23 protein-coding genes and 1 riboswitch are annotated in these 22,346 nt (G+C 42.8%); of the genes, 17 read left to right on the forward strand and 6 right to left on the reverse strand.

Going from position 1 to position 22,346, the window contains the following annotated elements; all coding sequences use genetic code 11:
- The first annotated feature begins 19 nt into the window (after nucleotides 1-19).
- The 4 genes from hfq (at nucleotide 20) to ABDB91_RS07360 (ending at nucleotide 3,576) form a co-directional block, all read left to right on the forward strand.
- A complete protein-coding gene (gene hfq, locus ABDB91_RS07345) occupies nucleotides 20-262 on the forward strand; it encodes an RNA chaperone Hfq (RefSeq protein ID WP_006522562.1) in 243 nt (80 codons plus the stop codon).
- A 187-nt stretch (nucleotides 263-449) separates the two neighbouring features.
- The gene (locus tag ABDB91_RS07350; protein WP_347490966.1) at nucleotides 450-1,400 is read left to right on the forward strand and encodes an AAA family ATPase; all 951 of its coding nucleotides are present in this window, start codon (nucleotides 450-452) and stop codon (nucleotides 1,398-1,400) included.
- Nucleotides 1,401-1,425: 25 nt separating this feature from the next.
- Nucleotides 1,426-2,664, forward strand: a complete 1,239-nt coding sequence (locus tag ABDB91_RS07355; protein ID WP_347490967.1) for a methionine gamma-lyase family protein — start codon at nucleotides 1,426-1,428, stop codon at nucleotides 2,662-2,664.
- 6 nt (nucleotides 2,665-2,670) lie between these two features.
- On the forward strand, nucleotides 2,671-3,576 hold the full coding sequence (locus ABDB91_RS07360) for a selenium metabolism-associated LysR family transcriptional regulator (protein WP_347490968.1): 906 nt from the start codon (nucleotides 2,671-2,673) through the stop codon (nucleotides 3,574-3,576).
- Between the two features lie 46 nt (nucleotides 3,577-3,622).
- Here ABDB91_RS07360 and lexA read toward each other — a convergent pair whose 3' ends face one another.
- The gene (gene lexA, locus ABDB91_RS07365; protein ID WP_347490969.1) at nucleotides 3,623-4,231 is read right to left on the reverse strand and encodes a transcriptional repressor LexA; all 609 of its coding nucleotides are present in this window, start codon (nucleotides 4,229-4,231) and stop codon (nucleotides 3,623-3,625) included.
- 169 nt (nucleotides 4,232-4,400) lie between these two features.
- Here lexA and ABDB91_RS07370 point away from each other — a divergent pair, with 169 nt between their 5' ends.
- From ABDB91_RS07370 to ABDB91_RS07430, 13 genes are all read left to right on the forward strand, one after another.
- Complete coding sequence (locus ABDB91_RS07370; protein WP_347490970.1) at nucleotides 4,401-6,095, forward strand: sigma 54-interacting transcriptional regulator; 1,695 nt, start codon at nucleotides 4,401-4,403, stop codon at nucleotides 6,093-6,095.
- A gap of 253 nt (nucleotides 6,096-6,348) precedes the next feature.
- The gene (locus ABDB91_RS07375) at nucleotides 6,349-7,191 is read left to right on the forward strand and encodes a fumarate hydratase (protein WP_347491553.1); all 843 of its coding nucleotides are present in this window, start codon (nucleotides 6,349-6,351) and stop codon (nucleotides 7,189-7,191) included.
- A gap of 24 nt (nucleotides 7,192-7,215) precedes the next feature.
- Nucleotides 7,216-7,770: a Fe-S-containing hydro-lyase gene (locus ABDB91_RS07380; RefSeq protein WP_347490971.1), complete on the forward strand. Its 555-nt coding sequence runs from the start codon at nucleotides 7,216-7,218 to the stop codon at nucleotides 7,768-7,770.
- A 23-nt stretch (nucleotides 7,771-7,793) separates the two neighbouring features.
- Entirely contained in the window at nucleotides 7,794-8,906 is a 1,113-nt protein-coding gene (sucC, locus tag ABDB91_RS07385) for an ADP-forming succinate--CoA ligase subunit beta (RefSeq protein WP_347490972.1), read from the forward strand.
- Between the two features lie 27 nt (nucleotides 8,907-8,933).
- Nucleotides 8,934-9,800 (forward strand): succinate--CoA ligase subunit alpha, encoded by an 867-nt coding sequence (gene sucD / locus ABDB91_RS07390; protein WP_347490973.1) that lies wholly within the window; start codon nucleotides 8,934-8,936, stop codon nucleotides 9,798-9,800.
- A 32-nt stretch (nucleotides 9,801-9,832) separates the two neighbouring features.
- Entirely contained in the window at nucleotides 9,833-11,494 is a 1,662-nt protein-coding gene (locus ABDB91_RS07395) for a methylmalonyl-CoA mutase family protein (RefSeq protein ID WP_347490974.1), read from the forward strand.
- 18 nt (nucleotides 11,495-11,512) lie between these two features.
- A complete protein-coding gene (locus ABDB91_RS07400) occupies nucleotides 11,513-11,914 on the forward strand; it encodes a cobalamin B12-binding domain-containing protein (protein WP_347490975.1) in 402 nt (133 codons plus the stop codon).
- A gap of 82 nt (nucleotides 11,915-11,996) precedes the next feature.
- Nucleotides 11,997-12,398, forward strand: a complete 402-nt coding sequence (gene mce, locus ABDB91_RS07405; protein ID WP_347490976.1) for a methylmalonyl-CoA epimerase — start codon at nucleotides 11,997-11,999, stop codon at nucleotides 12,396-12,398.
- Nucleotides 12,399-12,416: 18 nt separating this feature from the next.
- Complete coding sequence (locus ABDB91_RS07410) at nucleotides 12,417-13,940, forward strand: carboxyl transferase domain-containing protein (RefSeq protein WP_347490977.1); 1,524 nt, start codon at nucleotides 12,417-12,419, stop codon at nucleotides 13,938-13,940.
- Between the two features lie 152 nt (nucleotides 13,941-14,092).
- Nucleotides 14,093-14,296, forward strand: coding sequence for a hypothetical protein (locus tag ABDB91_RS07415; protein WP_347490978.1), 204 nt, complete (start codon nucleotides 14,093-14,095; stop codon nucleotides 14,294-14,296).
- Nucleotides 14,297-14,378: 82 nt separating this feature from the next.
- Complete coding sequence (locus ABDB91_RS07420; RefSeq protein ID WP_347490979.1) at nucleotides 14,379-14,801, forward strand: biotin/lipoyl-containing protein; 423 nt, start codon at nucleotides 14,379-14,381, stop codon at nucleotides 14,799-14,801.
- Between the two features lie 19 nt (nucleotides 14,802-14,820).
- A complete protein-coding gene (gene mdh, locus ABDB91_RS07425; RefSeq protein ID WP_347490980.1) occupies nucleotides 14,821-15,747 on the forward strand; it encodes a malate dehydrogenase in 927 nt (308 codons plus the stop codon).
- Nucleotides 15,748-15,791: 44 nt separating this feature from the next.
- Nucleotides 15,792-17,189 carry an oxaloacetate decarboxylase subunit alpha gene (locus ABDB91_RS07430; protein WP_347490981.1) on the forward strand — a complete coding sequence of 466 codons (1,398 nt, stop codon included), beginning with the start codon at nucleotides 15,792-15,794 and terminating at the stop codon, nucleotides 17,187-17,189.
- Nucleotides 17,190-17,417: 228 nt separating this feature from the next.
- On the opposite strand, the gene ABDB91_RS07435 is transcribed toward ABDB91_RS07430, so the two are convergent.
- The 5 genes from ABDB91_RS07435 to ABDB91_RS07455 form a co-directional block, all read right to left on the reverse strand.
- On the reverse strand, nucleotides 17,418-18,107 hold the full coding sequence (locus ABDB91_RS07435; RefSeq protein ID WP_347490982.1) for a hypothetical protein: 690 nt from the start codon (nucleotides 18,105-18,107) through the stop codon (nucleotides 17,418-17,420).
- A 223-nt stretch (nucleotides 18,108-18,330) separates the two neighbouring features.
- Nucleotides 18,331-18,945 carry a hypothetical protein gene (locus ABDB91_RS07440; protein ID WP_347490983.1) on the reverse strand — a complete coding sequence of 205 codons (615 nt, stop codon included), beginning with the start codon at nucleotides 18,943-18,945 and terminating at the stop codon, nucleotides 18,331-18,333.
- Nucleotides 18,946-19,100: 155 nt separating this feature from the next.
- Nucleotides 19,101-19,232, reverse strand: a riboswitch (molybdenum cofactor riboswitch).
- A gap of 672 nt (nucleotides 19,233-19,904) precedes the next feature.
- On the reverse strand, nucleotides 19,905-20,444 hold the full coding sequence (locus ABDB91_RS07445) for a DUF5698 domain-containing protein (protein ID WP_347490984.1): 540 nt from the start codon (nucleotides 20,442-20,444) through the stop codon (nucleotides 19,905-19,907).
- A 120-nt stretch (nucleotides 20,445-20,564) separates the two neighbouring features.
- A complete protein-coding gene (locus tag ABDB91_RS07450; protein WP_347490985.1) occupies nucleotides 20,565-21,758 on the reverse strand; it encodes a glycosyltransferase family 4 protein in 1,194 nt (397 codons plus the stop codon).
- 44 nt (nucleotides 21,759-21,802) lie between these two features.
- Nucleotides 21,803-22,264, reverse strand: a complete 462-nt coding sequence (locus tag ABDB91_RS07455; protein WP_347490986.1) for a hypothetical protein — start codon at nucleotides 22,262-22,264, stop codon at nucleotides 21,803-21,805.
- Nucleotides 22,265-22,346: the final 82 nt, after the last annotated feature.

Consider the following 22,346-nt stretch of genomic DNA (forward strand, 5'->3'; position numbering starts at 1 on the left):
TACCAACGGAGGGAATCACATGACAAAGCCTCAAATAAATTTACAAGATGCTTTTTTAAACCAGGTCAGAAAGGATAATATACCTGTTACAATTTTTTTGGTGAATGGTTTTCAATTAAAAGGTATGGTAAAGGGTTTTGATAATTTTACTGTGATTATGGAAAGTGACGGTAAACAAATGATGGTATATAAACATGCTATTTCCACGGTCAGCCCCATGAAGCCGGTTAATACATCTTTTTCGGAAGTAAAACCCGGCTAAATAAAAGTATACGGACTATGTCTTTAAATTTTTACATATTATGTATGACATATTTAATGAATTTCCAGCGGTCCGTCTTTAAAATTCCTGTTAATTAGTCTCTCTCAAAAGAGAGACTTTAATTTTTAGTTCAGGTTAACCTGGCTGGGCGCATAAAAATTAATAAGAAGCCCGGTGAGGTGATGGAATGGTTAAAATCAAGATGTGGCATACAGCGGGGGGTAAAGGGACCGGCAGCGAGTGTCCTGCCCGGGGCGGCGACAAGGACGTGTTAATTTCTGAAAAGCAGGGAATAAAGGCTGCAGATTCGGAAAAGAAAGTTAATGAAATAAGAAAAGAACTGGATTCACTCATAGGTTTAAATAGTGTTAAAAAACATATTAAAGAAATATACGCATTTATGGAGATACAAAAACGTCGCTCCAGAGAAAGACTGCATACCGAGTCTCAAGTACTTCATATGGTATTTAAAGGAAACCCCGGCACAGGTAAAACTACTGTGGCCAGGATACTGGGCAAATTATTCAGGGAAGCAGGTATTCTGCCCAAGGGTCATTTGGTGGAGGTGGAAAGAGCTGATCTGGTGGGGGAATATATTGGCCATACAGCTCAAAAATCCAGAGACCAAATAAAAAAATCTCAGGGTGGTATTTTATTTATAGATGAGGCTTATTCGTTGGCCAGGGGCGGTGAAAAGGATTTTGGCAAGGAGGCTATTGACACAATAGTCAAGGGGATGGAGGACCAAAAGGATAATTTAATTATTATACTGGCCGGCTATAAAGAGGAAATGAATAAATTTATGCAAACCAACCCGGGCCTACGGTCCCGGTTTCCCATACATATAAATTTCCCCGATTATTCTACCGATGAATTAATGGCCATAGCGGAAATGATGCTGCAGCAAAGACAGTATAGTTTATCTTATGGGGCCAAGCAAGAAATGTACATGATCATCGAGTCCATGCCTAGATTGCATGAGCATAATGGCAATGCCAGATTGGTGCGCAACTTAATCGAAAGGGCCATGCGTGTTCAGGCGGTGCGGCTTATGGATCGGAGAGGAATCACCAGGGAAGATTTAATGGCATTAAGCAGGGAGGATATAGTGGGGGCACGGGATAGTGTGCAAAATTAGTCATTGTATATCAAGGAGTGAGTGAGTGCCATTGAAAGATTTAACAGTTATTGCTGCCGGCGTTGATAATAGGGCCGAGGAGATCTATGGTCAATTAAAGCCCGTGGAATACGCCAATCATGGCAAAGTATTGGATGCCTTCAGGGAGGCGCGGGTTAGTTCGTTTCATCTCAGAGGGTCAACGGGATATGGTTATGACGATGACGGACGTGATGCTCTGGAAAAAGTATTTGCACGGGTTTTTGGTGCCGAAGAAGCCTTGGTGCGCGGGCAGATTGTTAGCGGTACCCACGCTATCGCTTTATGTCTGTTCGGAGTATTAAAAAACGGTGATACATTACTGACGGTTCAAGGCAAGCCGTATGATACACTGGAGGAAATAATCGGCGTTCACGATGCTGCCGAGGGCTCTCTTGCAGATATAGGGGTGCGTTATCGGCAAGTTGAATTATTGCCCGGTAATGAACTTGACTGGTCAAGTATTGACGAGGCGCTGCGGCAACCGGTAAAAATGGTGCTGCTGCAGCGCTCCTGCGGTTACAGTACCAGACCATCCTTAAATATGGTCCAGTTGGACAAGCTGTGTCGGTTTATTAAGCACAGACAACCGGATACTGTGATATTTGTGGATAATTGTTACGGTGAATTTGTAGAACAATCGGAGCCAACCGAATATGGCGCCGATTTGATTGCCGGTTCACTTATTAAAAACCCCGGCGGTGGGCTGGCACCTACCGGGGGTTACGTGGCCGGAAGGCAACACTTGGTACAGCTGGCGGCCCGGAGATTGACGGCCCCTGGCATTGAGGCTGACGTAGGGCCCACATTGGGCTGGCAGCGTCAGTTTTTTCAGGGGTTTTACATGGCTCCGCATATTGTTATGGAAGCTTTGCGCGGGGCCATCTGGGGGGCATGTTTCTTTCAGGAACTTGGATACGAAGTTTATCCCGCCCCGGAGACGACCCGTACTGATATCATCCAGGCAGTAGTGCTTCGCTCAGCGGATCGCCTGGAGGCATTTTGCCGGGGCGTGCAGAGTGCCTCACCTGTGGACAGCCATGTTGCACCCGTCCCCTCACCCATGCCCGGATATGTTCATCCTGTTATTATGGCGGCCGGTACTTTTGTGCAGGGTGCTTCATTGGAGTTTACCGCTGACGCACCATTGCGCGAGCCCTTTGTAGCTTATTTCCAGGGAGGCCTTTCCCTGCACTACACGAAAATTGGGCTAATGAAAGCGGCCGGGGAAATTTTACGGCGGTGATAGCTGATGAATTTTAAACAATTGGAGGCATTTGTTCGGGTAGCCGAGCTGCAAAGTTTTACCAGAGCCGCCGGACAATTATACATGAGCCAGCCTGCCGTTAGCTTTCAAATCAAAGCTTTGGAAGAGGACCTCAGCGTTACCCTTTTTCAGCGCAGTGAAAGAAAAGTAACACTTACCGAGGCCGGTAGGTTACTTTATCCCGAGGCAAAACAGATGTTGGGTCATTACGATAAAATCAGAGCGGGATTGGATGCGTTGCGGGGTCTAAAGTCCGGTCATATGGTGATTGGCGCCAGCACTATTCCGGGAGAATATCTTTTGCCTGGAATTATCGGCTTATTTAGGATTAAATACCCGGGGGTGCGGGTGAGCCTGCGTATTGCAGGCAGTGGGGATGTGCTCAAGTGGGTGCGGGAAAGGGATATTGATCTGGGTGTAGTAGGTGCCATTAATCAACAGGATAATTTGCAATTTAAAAAGTGGCTTGATGATGAACTGGTGCTGATTGTTCCTCCGGGTCATCGCTGGTTGGGGAAAACTATTAGTATATTTGAGTTGGTCGACGAGAAGCTGATATTACGGGAAGAAGGTTCCGGTACACGAAAATCTATGTTTGATATTCTGGTTAAACAAGGTGTAGATATAGGCAATTTAAAAGTAGAAATGGAGCTTGGCAGTACCCGTTCGGTTATCAGCGCTGTTCAGGCCGGCATGGGGGTGGCTTTTGTTTCCAGATGGGCAGCCGCAGATGTTATTGAAGCCGGTAGGGTTGGAGAAACTAACTTGTACGGTACCAGCATGATCCGCAGTTTTTATATGGTTAGATTCTATCCAGGTATGGCTAATTATGCTGCCGATACTTTTGTGGCCATGTTAAAGGGATATAATGAAAATTGCCAAAAACGTTGATTTAAAAAACTCCTTATTGCAAAAGCCGATAAGGAGTTTTTCGCATTCAGAATTTTCTCACCAGACCTATTACCTTGCCTAGTATCTGTACTTCTTTTATCAGTATGGGGGATAGTCTGTAGTTTTCAGGTTGAAGCCGAATGTGGTCGTTTTCTTTGAAAAATCTTTTAATGGTGGCCTCTTCTCCTATTAACGCGACTGCGATATCGCCGTTTTCCACGCATGGCTGGCGTCTGACCAGTACCAGATCTCCTTCCAAAATGCCCGCTTCGATCATGCTGTCGCCTTTAACGTTGAGCATAAAAAATTCGCCGCGTCCGACAAAATCTTCCGGTAATGGAAACGTGTCATCATAGTTTTCTAAAGCCAGTAAGGGGGCACCGGCCGCAACCCGGCCCAACACCGGTACGGAAACCATTGCCCTGAAAGGCCTATCGTTATCAAGCATTATTTCAATCGCTCTTGGTTTTGCGGGGTCTCTTCTTAAAAACCCCCGTTCCTCAAGTCTGCGCAGATAGCTGTGTACAGTGGAACTTGACTTTAATCCAACGGCTTGACCTATTTCTCTTACGGAAGGTGGGTAGCCTTTTTTTTGTAGGTCGTATTTGATAAAATTTAATATTTCTTCCTCGCGTTTACTTAAGTTATCTTTCAATATCAAACAACACCTTTCCAAATATATAACAATTATATCACAAATGAATGATAGATAAACATTTGTTCGCAAACAATTAATTTTATTTTTTAGAAGGATTTATCTATTAATCGTCGAATTTATCTGAACAGTGGGAATTTATCTGCTTATCATGAGAAGGTGGTGAATTATGCAGAGAGTAACTATTATTGGCATCGGCGATGATGGAGAATCAGTTTATAGTTTATTGAAAAATATTGAGGATGTAAAAATTGTATGCTTGTTTAGAACAGACACTGAGAATACGGCGAGTGAGTTTTGGGTTAATGAAAAAATGAAAATCTATGACATAAAAAGACTTCCGGATATACAAGATTTAGATGTAATTATAAATACAGTAACGAACGATGATGTGAATGAAATTATTAAAAAAATAAACAGACCGGCTTCGGTCATAGAAACCAGTGCGGTTAGTTTGATGTTGCGTTTATTTAGGGAAAAAAAAGAATTGCTGCATATAAAAATGATCCAGGGCGAGTTATCAACTATATTGAATTCTGTTCAAGAAGCCGTTGAGGTGGCGGATAAAAACGGGATAATTAAGTACGTAAACCCGGCTTTTACCCGTGTTACAGGTATACCTGCAGATAAAAGGATAGGTCGTAATGTTTTTGAAATATCGCCGGACGGTGCGCTGGCCATGGCGCTTAAGACCGGGAAAAATGTATTCGGCCACCCCACTCAAGTAGGAGGAAGCAATGCCGAAGTCGTGAGCAATGCGTCTCCCATTATTGTAGATGGTAATTTAGAAGGATCGGTGGTGGTTTTTCAACATTTCACCGATGTAATGAAAATAATGGATGAATTGCGCCAGCGTACCACCATGATAGAGAATCTTTATGACAAATTAGGTCAGGTTACCACATGCAAATACAGTTTTGCCGATATTTTAGGCACCAGCCCTGATTTAAAAAGAAGTATTCAGGTGGCTGAAAGAGCGGCCCGCAGTAATTCAACGGTATTGTTGCTGGGGGAAAGCGGCACGGGCAAGGAGTTGTTTGCCCATGCTATTCACCATGCCAGCTCCAGGCGGGAAAAACCATTTATTAAGGTAAACTGTGCCGCTATTCCGGAGAACCTCTTGGAAAGCGAATTCTTTGGGTATGCCAAGGGTGCTTTTACAGGAGCAAACAAATCTAAAATTGGCAAGTTTGAGTTGGCCAATGGAGGAACAATTTTTTTGGACGAAATTGGTGATATGAACTTAATTTTGCAGGGAAAACTGCTGCGTGTTTTGCAAGAAATGGAGTTTGAAAGAGTTGGCGGCAACCAAACCATACGTGTTGATGTACGGGTGATTGCAGCTACCAACAGAAATCTCAGGGAACTGATCAGGTCGGGAAAATTTAGGGAAGACCTTTATTATAGACTTAACGTTGTTGAAATAACCATACCTCCTTTGCGGGTGCGCAAAGAAGATTTATCGTCTTTGGTTAATCATTTAATTATTAAGTTGAATCGTAAACTGGGTAAGAAGGTTAAGGGCCTTTCTCAAGATGCGGAGGAAGTGTTATACAGTTATGATTGGCCGGGCAATGTGCGTGAATTAGAAAATGTAGTGGAAAGAGTAATGGTAACTGTTGATGAAGAAGTTTTAACCAAGAAAAATTTTATTCAATATGTCAGCCAGTTTAAGACCGCGCCCGAAAGAGAAGTAGAGTTGCTGCCTATTGATCAGATGGAACAGATACTAATTAAAAAAGCTTTGACTAAGTATGGCAGCACAGTTGAGGGTAAACGCAGGGCGGCTCAGGCATTAAATATATCCTTGGCTACTTTGTATAATAAGTTAAAGAGGGCAAAATTTGAAAATTCGAACACTTAGAATAAAGTTAAAAAAATTAGATTTTAAATATATATAGTATAATCAAGCATTGTAACGAATCCCTTTCTAAAATATAAAATTCTATTAAGTAATTTGATGGAATTGTATTTTTTAAAAACAAAATATGTTAGAATTTTATTAGTTAGCCCTGCTGGTAGTGCCATTAATATTTATATTAGAATATTCTTTAATGGCATAAAAATTGCGTGTTTATTGTTAATATACGGTTTCTTAAACGAGGGAGGGGATTGCCATTAAATCCATTAATACGGCCAACATATCGCAGGCTGTGGCCAAGCTTTGCAAGGATGCCAATTACTTTCTGGGACAGGATATGTTAGATGCTTTGCAAAAGGCATATGATCAAGAAATATCTCTGACCGGTAAAGAAATTATACAGCAAATTATCGATAATGCTGAGATAGCCAAGTCGGAGGAGGTCCCCATGTGCCAGGATACCGGCTTTGCAGTGATTTTTGTAGAGTTGGGGCAGGAAGTACATATTGAGGGAGGTTCTTTGGAGGACGCCATCAATGAGGGGGTGCGCAGGGGGTATACTGACGGTTATCTAAGAAAGTCAATTGTCGGACATCCACTGGAACGGGTTAACACTGGTGATAACACGCCCGCTGTGATTCATTTAAAATTGGTACCCGGTGATAAATTAAAGATAACCTTGGCTCCCAAAGGCGGCGGCAGCGAAAATATGAGTGCCTTTAAAATGCTGAAGCCTGCTGAAGGAGTGGAAGGAGTTAAACAATTTGTTTTAGACACTGTTACGGCAGCAGGTCCAAATCCTTGCCCGCCAATAGTTGTTGGCGTTGGTATTGGCGGCACATTTGAAAAGTCAGCTCTGCTGTCCAAGGAGTCTTTGCTAAGATCGGTGGGTACGCCAAACCCCAGGCCGGAAATTGCTGAACTGGAAAGGGAATTGCTGGCTGCTGTCAATAATCTGGGGATTGGGCCGCAGGGTTTGGGTGGTCGTATCACAGCCGTGGCCGTGCATGTGGAGATTTATCCTGCTCATATTGCCAGTCTGCCCGTGGCGGTTAATTTAAATTGCCATGCCAGCAGGCATAAAGAAGTAATTTTATAGGACAGTGGGGTGAATAATATGGCAATGACTAAAATCAAACTGACTACACCCGTTACCGATGATGTTTTGGAAAAACTGCGCATCGGGCAAAAGGTACTTTTGAATGGCGTTTTGTATACAGGACGGGATGCAGCGCATAAAAAACTGGTGGAACTACTGGATAAAGGGCAGGAACTGCCAATCAATTTAAAAGGGCAGGTTATTTACTATGTAGGTCCTTCTCCCGCCAAGCCCGGCCAGGTTATAGGATCGGCCGGACCCACTACCAGCGGCAGAATGGATGTATACGCTCCTAAACTAATCGCGCTGGGCCTAAAAGGCATGGTGGGCAAGGGTAAGAGATCACCCGATGTTATTAAGGCTATAAAACAATATAAATCGGTATATTTTGCCGCTGTGGGTGGAGCCGCTGCCCTGATCAGCAGGAGTATTAAGAAATGTGAGGTAGTGGCCTACCCGGAACTGGGACCGGAAGCCATACATCGTTTGGAAGTTGAAGATTTTCCGGTAATTGTAGTTAACGATACCCTGGGCGGGGATTTATACGAAGAAGGTACTAAAATATACGCGACCAGGTAATAAATTAAAAGGGAGGATCAGTTGTGAAACTATTTGAGTACATGGGCAAGGATCTTTTTTCATCCTTTGGTATTAAGGTGCCCCGTGGCAGGATGGTGACTGACCCGCAAGAGGCAGCTAAAGCGGCCCAGGAAATTAACGGTACAGTGGTGGTGAAATCCCAAATTTTGGCCGGTAAACGAGGCAAGGGTGGTGGCATCAAGTTTGCCGACAGTCCCGATGAGGCCGGTGAAGCCGCATCGCAGGTATTATCTATGGTTTTAAACGGTCATAAAGTGGAAAGGGTTTTGGTAGAGGAAAAAATTAAAATTGATAAAGAGTTATACTTGGCTATTACAGTCGATGGTTCAGCCAAAAAACCCGTGATCATTGCTTCTGCTCAGGGGGGCATGGATATTGAGGAAGTGCCGGATGAGCATATTGTAAAACAGCATATTGATATTACCATGGGTGTGTACCCATTTTTATGCCGGGAAATCGCCAGGCGGCTGGGCCTTACCGGGCAGGTCGTCAAGGATTTTAATCGTTTGCTGCCCCTTCTGTATAAGCTATTCCGTGAAAAGGATGCCGAATTGGTAGAAATCAATCCGCTGGTAATCAGTGGAGATACGTTGATTGCCGCGGATGCCAAAGTAACCATAGATGATGATGCTTTGTTCCGGCAAAAAGATGTCCCCTACGTGGAGGATCGTACGAATATTGAAAAGCAAGCCCATGATCTGGGGCTTGCATTTGTGGAGCTGGGCGGCAATATTGCTGTTATGGCCAATGGAGCGGGGATGTCTATGGGCAGTTTGGATACACTATCCCACTATGGCGGCAAGCCGGCTAATTTCTTAGATGCCGGCGGCGGTACCGGTGTTGATGGTACTGCAAAAGCCATTGAACTGTTGCTGCAAACCAACCCCAGGGTTATCTTTATTAATATTTTTGGTGGTATTACCCGCTGCGACGATGTGGCCAATGCGCTTATTCAGGTTAAGAAGGTCAGAGAAATCCCGGTTCCGGTGGTAATCCGATTAGTTGGCACCAATGAGGAAGAAGGAGTCAGGATAATTAAGGAAAACGGCATGGAAGCTTACAAGGTGATGCAAGAAGCAGCAGCCAAGGCCGTGGAGATAGCAAACGCCAATTAACGTGCATGGTAAAGGAGTGTTTATATAGTGGCCATTATTATTAATGAAAAGACCAATGTTATTGTGCAAGGGATTACGGGTAACCAGGGCAGATTCCATGCTCGCCAAATGATTGCCTATGGCACAAAAGTCGTTGGCGGGGTTTCTCCCGGTAAAGGCGGGCAAGAAGTGGAAGGCGTGCCGGTGTACGATACTGTTAATGCCGCCTGTGAAGAACAGCAGGTAGATGCCTCTGTATTATTTATACCTGCACCCTTTGCCAAAGATGCGGCATTTGAGGCGATTACAGCCGGCATTAAAGTGCTGGTTATTGTTACCGAGCATATTCCTGTCCATGATGAAATGGAAATTGTTGAATTCGCACGTCGTAAAGGAACTACTGTGGTGGGTCCCAATACTTTCGGTATCGTATCCTCGGGAAAATGTAAAATAGGCATTCCTCCCAACCAGTTCTTTGTGGAAGGACCCATTGGTGTGGTAGCCCGCAGTGGGACCTTGACCTATGAAATTGTCGGTAATCTTACAGCTAACGGTTTTGGCCAGTCAACGGTAGTTGGACTGGGTGGTGACCGGGTGGTAGGATTATCCTTTGTGAGTGTTCTGGAAAAATTCGAAAAGGACCCCAAAACAAAGGCAGTGGTACTGGTAGGCGAAATTGGCGGCAATGCTGAAGAGGAAGCGTCATTGTATATCAAAAAAATGACCAAGCCCGTGGTGGCATATATTGCCGGGAAGAGCGCTCCGCCAGGAAAACGTATGGGGCATGCCGGCGCCATTATTGAAAGAGGCAAGGGAACGTTTAACGGTAAAGTGGAAGCTTTGCAGGCCGCGGGCGCCAAAGTGGCGACCCTGCCCTTTGAAGTGCCCGATTTACTTCGTCAAGTATTAAAATAATCCCCCGGTTGTCTGTAAAAGGAGGAGATAGTTTGTTTGACAGTGATGTATTGGAAAGCATTAAGGAACAAGGACAAAAATATAACGAAAAATTAAAAAAATTAACTGCAAAACGTCCTGAGCGGCAGCCGAATTTTTCAACTGATTCGGGTATTGATATTAATACCGTTTATACGCCTGAAGACATAGCCGGGCAATCCCCCAATAGCTTTCCCGGTGAATATCCCTACACCAGGGGAGTACAGCCTAACATGTACCGGGGCCGTCTTTGGACTATGCGTCAATACGCCGGATTTGGAACATCCGAGGAAACCAATAAGCGTTTCCGTTACCTGCTGGATCAGGGGCAGACCGGTCTAAGCGTTGCCTTCGACTTACCTACTCAAATCGGTTATGATTCGGACGACCAGCTCTCCATGGGAGAGGTAGGCAAAGTCGGGGTGGCTATTGACTCTCTTTTGGATATGGAAACACTTTTTGATCAAATTCCATTGGATAAAGTTAGCACTTCCATGACTATTAACTCTCCGGCTGCTATATTGCTGGCCATGTACATTGCAGTGGCGGAAAAACAGGGGGTAAAACAGGAACAGCTAAAGGGAACCATCCAAAACGATATACTTAAGGAATACGTGGCTAGGGGAACGTATATATTTCCGCCTGAACATTCTATGCGCCTGATAACTGATATATTTGCCTATTGCGCTAAAAACGTACCCAGTTGGAACACTATCAGTATTAGCGGTTACCATATTCGGGAGGCCGGTTCAACCGCTGTCCAGGAAGTAGCCTTTACCCTGGCGGACGGTATAGCTTATGTACAGGCCGCTATCGACGCCGGTCTGGATGTGGATGAATTTGCTCCACGGCTTAGTTTCTTCTTTAACGCGCATTTGAATTTCTTTGAGGAAGTTACTAAGTTCAGGGCGGCCCGTCGGCTTTGGGCCAAAATTATGAAAGAGCGTTTTGGTGCTAAAAATCCTAAATCAATGATGCTGCGTTTTCATACCCAAACTGCCGGCTGTACATTGACAGCTCAACAGCCTGATGTCAATATTATGCGTGTAGCCTACCAGGCTTTAAGTGCTGTTCTGGGCGGAACCCAGTCCTTGCACACCAACTCCCGGGACGAGGCGCTGGCTCTGCCCAGCGACAGTTCCGTATTGATTGCCTTGAGAACCCAGCAGGTTATTGGTTATGAAATTGGCGCGGCGGATACTGTGGACCCACTGGGCGGTTCCTATTTTATAGAAAACTTAACGAACCAAATAGAGCAAAAGGCCGGTGAATACATCAGCAAAATTGATGATCTGGGCGGGGCACCCAAAGCAATTGAATTTATGCAAAAAGAAATCCATACCAGCGCTTATAAATATCAAAAAGATATTGAAAGCGGCGCCAAAGTGGTTATCGGGCTTAATAAGTTCCAGATGGAGGAAGGACGTCCTAAAGATCTGCTTAGGGTAGATCCTCTGGTTGGTCGGAGACAGGCGGATAAATTAGCGAAACTTCGGGCGGAACGAGATAACGAAAAGGTGCAAAAATTACTCAAGGATATTGAAGGCGTTGCCGGTACCGGCGAGAATTTAATGCCCTATTTTATAGAGGCCGTTAAAAACTACGCGACGTTGGGTGAAATTTGCGGTGTGTTAAGAGGCGTTTTTGGTGAATATCAGCAACAAATCGTGTTTTAGCGAGGAGGAGTGCGTGGGATGAGTGGAAAACCGATCAGGGTACTGGTAGCCAAACCAGGTTTGGACGGACATGACAGGGGGGCTAAGGTAATTGCCCAGGCCCTTAGAGACGCTGGTATGGAAGTTATATATACAGGTTTGCGTCAGACACCGGACCAGATAATTGGTGCGGCACTGCAGGAAGACGTGGCTGTTGTTGCACTAAGTTGTCTGTCCGGTGCCCATATGCACCTGTTCCCCGCTGTAGTGGAAGGGTTGCGCAAACAAAATGCCGGCGATATCCTGGTGCTGGGCGGCGGCATTATTCCGGATGAAGATATCCCTGAATTAAAGAATAAAGGAATATCGGAAATATTTACACCGGGGACCAGTACGCAAACGATTATCGATTATATTGAAGGCAAGGTTGCCAATTCTTAAATAGGGTTAATATATAGTAAGCGAATAAAATTAATCTTTTGTTTTAATAGTGTGCAGCTGATGATAAAGAGGAGGCTATGCTGTGGTAAAAAAGGTAGATCATATAGGTATTGCTGTTAAAAATTTAGCGGCGGCCAAGGATTTTTATGAGAAAGTTTTAGGCTTAAAAGTTACCGAAGAGGAAGTAGTGGAGGATCAAAAGGTAAAGGTGGCCTTTATCCCCACCGGCGACAGTGAAGTGGAGCTGCTTGAAAGTACCACTCCGGATGGTCCTATAGCACGCTATATTGAAAAAAACGGAGAGGGTATTCAGCACATTGCTTTTAGGGTGGATAATCTGGAAGAAAAACTGGCCCAGCTTAAAGCGGCGGGTGTTAGATTAATTGATGACAAACCCAGGCGGGGAGCCGGTGGGGCTAAAATTGCCTTTTTGCATCCCAAGGCAACTTGTGGAACACTGGTTGAATTGTGTGAACGCGATTAGAGGGGGTTTTGCAAAGTAATGAGTATGCAGGAAAAGCTGGAACAACTGCAGGCACTGAGAGAGAAAGTACAGTCCGGCGGCGGCGAAAAAAGAATTGCCAAACAGCATGCGGCGGGCAAAAAAACAGCCCGGGAGAGAGTAGACTATATATTTGATTCGGGTACCTTTAAAGAAATAGATGTATTTGCCGGGGATCCCGATAAAAATCCCGGTGAAGGCGTGGTTACCGGATATGGGCTGGTCAACGGGCGCAAAGTATACATTTATGCTCAAGACTTCACCGTTACCGGCGGATCACTGGGTAAAATACACGCTCAAAAGATTTGCAAAGTGTTGGATCTAGCTATGCGTACGGGGGCCCCGGTGATCGGGTTGAACGATTCCGGCGGGGCGAGGATCCAGGAGGGCGTAGATGCGTTAAACGGTTATGGGGAAATATTTTTCCGTAATACCGTGGCCTCGGGAGTTATTCCGCAATTATCCGTGATTATGGGGCCGTGTGCGGGGGGCGCCGTCTATTCTCCCGCGTTAATGGACTTTATATTTATGGTTAATGGCACTTCTCAAATGTTCATTACCGGACCGCAGGTGATCAAGGCCGTCACCGGTGAAGAAGTTTCCATGGAACAGCTGGGCGGTGCTTTGACCCATAACCAAACCAGTGGTGTGGCTCATTTTATGGGTGAAGATGAAGAACACTGTTTGGATATGGTAAAACAGCTGTTGAGCTATTTGCCTTCCAATAATCTGGAAGAGACTCCTTGCTATGAAGTCAAAGAACCTGCAGTTGACCGCGAGGAGCTGTTAAATATCGTACCTGATCAGCCCAATATGCCTTACGACGTAAAGAAGATTATCACTGCGGTAGTCGATGGCGGTGAATTCCTTGAAGTATTGCCGCTATATGCTAAGAATGGGGTTATTGGTTTTGCTAGAGTCAACGGTCGATCAGTGGGTATTGTAGCTAACCAGCCGGACTTTTTAGCCGGGTGTTTGGATATCAATGTATCGGATAAAATAAGCCGTTTTGTACGTTTCTGTGACGCTTTTAACATTCCCTTGGTTACTTTTATGGATGTGCCCGGATTTTTGCCCGGTACGGCTCAGGAATTTGGCGGTATTATAAGGCACGGTGCCAAGATGTTATACGCTTATTCGGAAGCCACGGTACCCAAAATTACCGTTATTCTGCGCAAGGGCTATGGTGGCGCTTATCTGGCTATGTGCAGCAGCTCATTGCGGGCGGATACGGTTTATGCCTGGCCCACTGCAGAAATTGCGGTTATGGGCCCCGAGGGCGCTGTTAATATTATTAACCGTAATGAAATTGCCGCTGCTGAAAATCCTATGGAAGAAAGAAAACGCCTGGTGCAGGAATACCGGGATAATTTTGCCAATCCCTATGTGGCCAGCACCCGGGGTTTTGTGGATGATGTTATTGACCCGCGGGATACGAGGGCCAAGATTATTGACGCCCTGGGTGTGCTGAATAGCAAACGGGAAAGCCGGCCTCGTAAAAAACATGGCAATTTACCTGTTTAGAGAAAAGGGGACATACCTTCTTTGAAGGTATGTCCCCGATATGGAACGGGGACACGCTTTTTTTAGAGGTGTGTCCCTAATTAAGGAAGGGGACACGCCTCTTTTCGGATCTACGCTCACAATGTAGGCTGGTTCAAGGGAGGGATTAGACAATGGGCTCACTGACTGAAGTCAGCTCCAAACCTACAGTTGATCCCAAAACCGTGGCGGCTATCACGGCTGCCCTGGCAGTGGGGGGATATCTAAAACATGGTGGCCGGGTTGTCGGAGTAAAAAAGATTAACGGACAAATGGATTCCTGGAAACGTTCAGGGGTAATAGAAATAATGGCGGGTAGAGATTATAGTCTAGAATAGTGGAAGGCTTACTGCTTAGCGATGGACATATGCTGTTGCTTAAGCAATAACTATTTTCTAAACCAGGGGAGGCGCGTAATGAATGAAAAAATTTAAAGTTGTGGTTAACGGTGAACCATATGAAGTGCAAGTGGAGGAGTTAGCTTCCACACCATCTCTGGTGGTGCATGCCAACCCTGTTGCACAGGCGGCACCGGCACCGGTATCGACACAAGCTAAAGTGGTTGCCCCTAAAGAAGCGGCCAGGCCGCAAGCTGCTCCCGAAAAACCGAAAGCCCAGGCTGTCCAGGGAGCCGGGACAGTGACAGCACCTATGCCGGGCAATATCAATGATGTTAAGGTAGCCGTCGGTGATAGGGTTAATGCGGGAGACGGGCTGTTAATTTTGGAAGCTATGAAAATGGAAAATGAGATTACTGCCCCTATAGCCGGTACGGTAAAAGAAGTGTGTGTACAAAAAGGTCAGACGGTGCAAAACGGTGATTTATTAGTAATAATTGCTTAATAACGGGAGGTCTAATAAATTGAAGAGGAATAAAATTACTGTCATTGGTTCCGGTAACGTTGGCGCTACCTGTGCACATTGGGCGGCAACCAAGGAATTAGGCGATATCGTCTTAATGGATGTAGTGGAAGGGGTGCCTCAGGGTAAAGGGCTCGACATGCAGGAGGCAGCGCCAATTGAAGGCTACGATATTAACATAATGGGCACAAATAATTACGAGGATACGGCCGGTTCCGATGTAGTCGTTATTACCGCAGGTATTGCCCGTAAGCCTGGGATGAGCCGGGATGACTTGGTAAATACCAATATAAAAATAGTTAAGTCGTGTGCGGAGCAGGCGGCTAAATATTCTCCCAACGCTTTTATTATTGTGGTGACCAATCCCCTTGACGTCATGGTGTACGCGGCATATAAGGCCAGCGGTTTTCCCGCCAACCGGGTATTTGGCATGGCAGGCGTACTGGATTCGGCACGTTTCCGTACTTTTATCGCTCAGGAATTGGGCGTTTCTTATAAAGATGTCAGTGCTTTTGTTCTCGGCGGTCATGGTGATGATATGGTGCCTCTGGTGCGTTACAGCTATGCCGGCGGTATACCCATTGAAAAATTGATTCCGCGTGAACGCATAGATGCCATTGTTGACAGAACCAGAAAGGGCGGCGCGGAAATAGTTAACTATTTAAAAACCGGCAGTGCTTTTTATGCGCCGGGCGCTTCAGTAATAGAAATGGTGGAAGCTGTATTAAAAGATAAGAAGCGTATATTGCCGGTAGCTGCTTACTTAAGCGGCGAATATGGAGAAAAAGAAATATACTTGGGTGTACCGGCCATAATCGGCGGTTCCGGTGTTGAGAAAATTATCGAGGTGGATTTAACCGAAGAAGAAAAGACTGCCTTGCAGAAGTCAATACAAGCAGTGAGAAAAGTAATGACTACAGTGGATTAATGACAATGTCCCTGGCATTATAAAAGAACGGGGAGGGTTATATCATGGGAGAGACTAGGAAAGTTAAAATCATGGATACTACTATGCGGGATGGCCATCAATCATTGTTGGCCACCCGCATGCGCACTGAACATATGCTTCCTATTGCGGAAAAGGTAGAACAGGTGGGGTTCCACGCCATTGAAATATGGGGTGGCGCTACTTTTGACTCATGCATGCGTTTCCTTAATGAGGATCCCTGGGAAAGACTGCGGGTTGTCAGGCGTCATTTTAAAAACAGCAAGCTGCAAATGCTGTTGCGCGGTCAAAACGTAGTAGGTTACAAACATTATGCCGATGATGTGCTGGAGGAATTTGTCAAGAGAACGGTAGATAACGGTTTGGATATCTTTAGAATTTTTGATGCCTTAAATGATACACGCAATATGGAGAAAGCTATTGAATATGTCAAGCGGGAAGGTGCCCATGCTCAGGGTACGGTGGTCTATACCATCAGCCCGGTGCACGATTATGACTTTTATATGCGCACAGGTGCTGAATTAAAGGAAATGGGTGTCGATTCGCTGTGTTTAAAAGATATGGCGGGTATATTAGCTCCCCAGCCTGCTTATGACATCGTCAAAGGTTGGAAAGAAAAACTTGGTATTATGGTGCAGCTGCATTGTCATTATACCAGCGGCATGGCCTCAATGACTTATATGAAAGCCGTGGAGGCCGGGGTGGATGTGCTTGACTGTGCTATATCCTCCCTGGCATTGCAAAGCTCACAGCCGTCTATCGAGAGCATGGTGGCGGCATTTAAGGATACTCCGTATGATACGGGAATGGATCTCGAACTGCTTTCGGAGATTGCCGAATACTTTAAAGGGGTGCGCAAACATTACGCTGCTTTTGATAATGCCAGCAGCAGTCCGGATACCAATGTACTGACCTACCAGATACCCGGTGGTATGATTTCAAACTTTATCAATCAGCTTAAAGAGCAAAATGCTCTGGATAAATTACCTGAGGTGTTGGCTGAAGTGCCCCGGGTGAGGGAGGACTTTGGCTACCCGCCGCTGGTTACCCCTTCCAGCCAAATTGTGGGCTCTCAGGCGGCATTGAATGTGTTGCTCGGGGAACGTTATAAAATGGCTACCAACGAAGTTAAAAACTACATGCGTGGATTTTACGGACGTTCTCCCGCACCGGTGAATGAAGAGGCCCGCAAGAAGATCATCGGTAACGAAGAACCGATTAAATGCCGTCCGGCGGATTTAATTGAACCGGAGCTGCCCAAAGCCAGAGAAGAATGCGCATCTTATATGGAAAAAGAGGAAGACATTGTTTCGGTAGCTTTATTCCCGCAGGTAGCACCTAAATTTCTGCAGGAAAGAATGGCTAAGAAACTTAAAGTAGATCTGGAGCTAGCCAAACAAGGTACGGATTTTTATCCTATCTAAAATGGTATGAATGGCAATGTAGTAATTTAACTGCTACGTAATACAGCATTCATGAATACACCATTCTTAATACTGAAATTGCTTATTAGAAACAGGCCCAGGTTATTTAGGCCTGTTTCTAATAGCGAGGTCAGTATCGGCGTAATTGCAATCAGCCGGCTTTTTCGGTCTTATCACTACATTAAAGCCTTTACATAAAGCCTTTACATTTTTGCACTCTACAGATCTTTAGGGTATTTTTATACTCCTTGTAAAATCAATTGCATCTTCACTAGAATACTCGAACTCCGTTCCAGAAATAACAAGTTTTCCATTTTCCTTTTTAGCATCAAGAATATTGATTGCTTCATAAATATTTATATTTGTTAATGAGCTTTTTTTCATTACAGATTTTTCGGTTAGACTTGGGATTTCATAAATAAAATATTTATCTCTTTTAGTTCCAGTAAAAATTTCATTATCACTTATTCGATACATAAATCGAATATTACTCATTTTTATTTCTGAAAGCAGCTCTCCCGTTTCTATATGTCTTTTATAGATCCCCCTGTCACACATCTCAATTACTAAAAACTCATCTTTGGCAATAACTTGCCTTACTTTAGCAGGTGTTTTTTTCCACTTTAGATTTCTATTATCAATATCGTAACAAAAAAGCCCTTTATCCCATGTGCCGATAAATAGATATTTACCATCCGGTGATATAGGTGTTCCGTATATAGTATGCTCGACAACTTTACAAACTGTAGGAAACTCAGATATAACATCTTCTGATTTTGAGAAAACTTGGCAAAATCCATTTAAGCCAATCTCGTCATCCTCCCTAAAATTAAAATGAACTTTTTTTATATTATTATTTTCATTTTCATAGCTATCATATAATATTGTAAGTCTATTATTACCATACTCTATTTTCAAATCAAATCTCCTCCTACTACTTTTTAAGGTTAAGCCTTGTTAAAGCACATAATAGCTTCAGAACAATTGCTTTGAAGCCATTATGTGCTTTTTTGTTTAAAATCATACTATACATGCAGAGGTAGCACCAATATTAATATTTTCTAGCAAGCCACTCGTTAAGCAGGGATAATCATAAAGAACTCATTATTACTTGCGCTTAGAACAATATCGTACTCTACCTTTAAAAATTTGGGTGAAATTTATACTTATCACATAATGTTTTAGCATACTTAAGTACTTCTGACTTTGTTGGAAATTTCCCTTTATCTTCATACCTCTTGAAAAAATATTCCCAATGATTATTAAATTCGTTAGCTGTCTTGCGGTGATATGTTTTATCGACCCATGTACCATATTTGGGGTTGTGTATATCTCTAATATGTGCTTTTGCGAATCTACTTTCGTGTGCTTTTGGTAATAAATGATGAGCTTCGTACTTTGTACCAGGGTTTCCCCTTGTTAGAGTAATTAAGTTTTTGCGGAAATTTTTATAACTAAATTTTAGAAAATCCCCAGCTTTTCTTGTTGCTGGTGAAGCTAAAATTCGTTGTATAACCGGTCTAGCTGACGTTAAAACTGTAGCAATAACATAAACTGCTGGAACTGCTTGGATTTCAGTTTTATCCCCAGGAACAGAAGTATTAACATCGTTTGTAGCAACAGAATCTACAGGAATAGAAGTATTAACAACGTTTGTAGCAGCAAATGCAGGCATTAATGATGTTGCTACCAATAAAAAAGAAAGTAAAAAAATTAAAAGTGTTTTATTGAATATCTTTTTTGTCGCTAATTTCATTATCAGTCTCCTCTTACCTATTTTTATTGCAAAAATTATGTTTCTAAAAAATAACTACAACATATAACCAACCATGTTTTTTCGCTTGATATATAGAGATCAAAACGTGCTTGTAGTTTAAAGCAACTACATATTTTAAATTGATTAGCTATCCTCCTTTCATTAAAACGTAACCTTTCCACAATGAGAGGCACAGCTGTTTCCAGTATGCACTCTGTCGGTCAAGTTACCATAGCTACTATAGCCACTATAGCCACAGGTAAAGTGACTCGAAAACGGTTGAACAATTTTGGGTTTATTAAAACAATATGTTAATATTTATTATAATAATAAAAATATGTAATGCAATAATAATAAATGTCGGGATATGGCAATTAAAAATATAGATCCGATGTGAACTGATATAGACGGCACCTTGTTGTAGAAAAATAAAGATTGATGAGTGGTATGAGTGTAAAATAGACAAGGAACAGAAGGAACTTTTTGAAGCTTTAGGCCTGGGTATTTATACTATTTAGTACTACGTTTTTTGCACTAAAGCCTTTGTACATAAGGTTTTAAAAAATAAAAAGTAATATTTCGTAAACTAACCTATGCTAACTATTCAACAAAACACTATAGGAGAGGAGAACCAATGGGATACTCAGCGATGACATCCTAGTTTTTATTATTGTTTTATCTTATTTCATTACTTCCGATAATAGATATTATGTAAACTAATAAACTTTTTTCCTCTTCTATCCTGGATAAATATTTCATTAGGCGAAAAAGGCGAAAAAATAGAGTTTCTCGTCTGTTCTTTCTAAATTTAAGTTCTTTCTAAATTTAAATAAAAACAAACAGGAAACCCTGTCGGCATTTTATACACTTATATTCCTACGGGAATTATATTTTAGAAACTATTGCCCGATATTAAGCCTAGGCTTAATAAATTATATTATAAATTGCATTATAATGTTTTATTTACCCTTTTTAACAGGAAAAACGCCGCCGTGAATACGCTTGGCATCGGAAACGTTAAAGAAAACTTCCGGGCAAACTTGATCAATTATATGCAATGCCTTATTTAGGTCTTTTCGCTTAATTAATACGAACAATATTATTCTTTCACCATCACGTCCGCAACCGGTGACACTGGTCACACCAAAACCTTCATTACGCATTTGATAAGTAATATTATTTACCAGTCTAATGGGTGGGAATATTTGAATAGACAAAAAGCCCATGGCCAGACGTTCTTCAATTAAGCTGCCTATATAGTTTCCGGTTGCGAAACCACCCGCGTAAGCGATTACTTTGCCCGGGTCATTTAGCCCACCCTTTAACACCTCATTTAAGGCCAGCACAAAAACAGCGACCTCAAAAAAACCAATAACTGCAGCTAAAATACGCCGATCCCTCATTAACATCAATATGCGTATTACGTCCAGGGACATGTCGATTACCCTGGCACAAAAAATAAATAGATATCCTGATATTACCGGTAGGTACTGCTCCATTGTTATCCTCCCAAGTCCTAATTTCGTGTATGACAGTATGAGCGGTATAAATGGTCGTACTTAAAATGGGAACACATAAGCGTTCCCATCTAGCCATGATATTATACATTTCACATAAAATCAACTTAATTTGGGAGTCTCTATCTTGCTTTTATCAGCACATTTTTTTATCACAGTGTAATAATATTCCAGCAATCTTTGAGCGCAATATTGTGAAGAAATTTTTTCAGCATTTATTGTTGCATTTTTGCTCATTGTACATCGTAAATCATCATCTTTTAACAGCAGATTTATTTTATTTACGAAATTATTTATATCTAAATCCGTTAGAAACCCATCCACATTGTTTTCTACCATTTCCGAAATGCCAAAGGCCTTTACCGCTACCGTTGGTAATCCTGACGCTTTGGCCTCCCCTACCACTAACCCTTGTGTTTCGGTAATTGATGCAAAAACGAATATATCGGCACTGTTATAAGCTTTAGCCATTTCATCTTTGGTTAATGTGCCGGTAAAAATTACCTTTTCTGAAATGCCAAGCTTCCTGGCCAAATTAACAAGTGTAATTTTTTCAGGGCCGTTACCTACCAGTACCAACTTGGTTTTAGGAAAAACCGCATTTACGTTGCTAAAACTCTTCAATATAAATGAAAAGTTCTTTTCTTTAGCTAACCGGCCTACGGATATCAGTATTTTTTCTTGAACATCTATGTTGAATTTGCGGTGCAGCCAATCTTTTTCCTCAGTCCTAAAGCTACAAGTATTAATGCCTGTGGGTAATGCCTTTATTTCGGTGCTAACTCCCCACTTCTGCAAGTGTTCACCAATTATACCGGTGGGCACAATTACCAGGTTGCAATGGTTGCAAAAATCAGCACAAAATTTTTTAGTGATTTCTTTGGTAATACTTTGTCCTATGGGTACATAATGAACATATTGATCATAAAGAGTATGAAAAGTAAAAACCAGCGGTATATTTAATTTTTTAGCACAGCGAGCTCCCAAACGCCCCAATAAAAATGGCGAATGAACATGGATGATATCCAGGCCGATTTTTTTTAGGGTTGGGCGCAAACGTATTGAAAATGGCACAGCCAGGGCAAAATCATGGTTTGTTGGCGCTGGTATGGAAGAAAAGCGAAATACTCTATTTTCGTTCATGTGATCATGATTTTGTTTAGGATATTCGGGCGCAAAAATAAAAATCTCGTGACCCTGAGCCTGTAATTCCTCAGAAAATGTTTCAATTGACCGGACCACTCCACTTGTATATGGCCGGTAACTGTCGGTAAAAATGCCGATTTTCAGGCCCAAAGAGCAGTCACCTCCTAGTGTAACAGCTGGTTATTATCAGGATATCAAAAATAATTCATTTCCTTAATGCGCCAACCATTATCAGTTTTATGTAGAATTAACATTCCCCTGCTATTCTGTATATTGTTTGTTGTTACATCAATATCTTTTATAGATATTATGGCGATGGAGGTATTTCCATTGTTATAAACAATATGACAGTTTTCTAAAAAAGTCAAGCTGTACCAATCGGTGCTGCTATCTTTATAATGTTTTACCGATTCGGTGACATCTTCCAAAGCGGGACCTGCATAAAACTTGTTTAGTTCTTCTCGGTAATTTGGATCGTCCGACCACCATGCATACTCTATAGCCTGCTTGATTAGCTGTTCTATACCTTTGTGGTTATCATTGTTAAAAAATTGGATTTGTGAGCTGCCTGTTTCACGCGCGATGGAATATTCGATAATACAGTTAAGCAATACAAACAAAAAGAAAACTATTGTAAATATCCTTTTAGTAAACAAAGCAATTGCCTCCTTAATTTGGTAATATATTTATATAATACCATAATATGTAAGCAATTACTTTGGATTTTTTTGCCACTTA

The sequence above is a fragment of the Desulfoscipio sp. XC116 genome, assembly GCF_039851975.1.
Classification (GTDB): Bacteria; Bacillota; Desulfotomaculia; order Desulfotomaculales; family Desulfallaceae; genus Sporotomaculum.

Coding starts and splice junctions, on each gene's coding strand:
- ABDB91_RS07440 (WP_347490983.1), bottom strand. CDS start 18,945: ATGAAATTAGCGACAAAAAAGATATTCAATAAAACACTTTTAATTTTT.
- ABDB91_RS07415 (WP_347490978.1), top strand. CDS start 14,093: ATGGGCTCACTGACTGAAGTCAGCTCCAAACCTACAGTTGATCCCAAA.
- ABDB91_RS07420 (WP_347490979.1), top strand. CDS start 14,379: ATGAAAAAATTTAAAGTTGTGGTTAACGGTGAACCATATGAAGTGCAA.
- ABDB91_RS07445 (WP_347490984.1), bottom strand. CDS start 20,444: ATGGAGCAGTACCTACCGGTAATATCAGGATATCTATTTATTTTTTGT.
- hfq (WP_006522562.1), top strand. CDS start 20: ATGACAAAGCCTCAAATAAATTTACAAGATGCTTTTTTAAACCAGGTC.
- ABDB91_RS07350 (WP_347490966.1), top strand. CDS start 450: ATGGTTAAAATCAAGATGTGGCATACAGCGGGGGGTAAAGGGACCGGC.
- ABDB91_RS07370 (WP_347490970.1), top strand. CDS start 4,401: ATGCAGAGAGTAACTATTATTGGCATCGGCGATGATGGAGAATCAGTT.
- ABDB91_RS07360 (WP_347490968.1), top strand. CDS start 2,671: ATGAATTTTAAACAATTGGAGGCATTTGTTCGGGTAGCCGAGCTGCAA.
- ABDB91_RS07410 (WP_347490977.1), top strand. CDS start 12,417: ATGAGTATGCAGGAAAAGCTGGAACAACTGCAGGCACTGAGAGAGAAA.
- ABDB91_RS07430 (WP_347490981.1), top strand. CDS start 15,792: ATGGGAGAGACTAGGAAAGTTAAAATCATGGATACTACTATGCGGGAT.
- ABDB91_RS07380 (WP_347490971.1), top strand. CDS start 7,216: ATGACTAAAATCAAACTGACTACACCCGTTACCGATGATGTTTTGGAA.
- ABDB91_RS07400 (WP_347490975.1), top strand. CDS start 11,513: ATGAGTGGAAAACCGATCAGGGTACTGGTAGCCAAACCAGGTTTGGAC.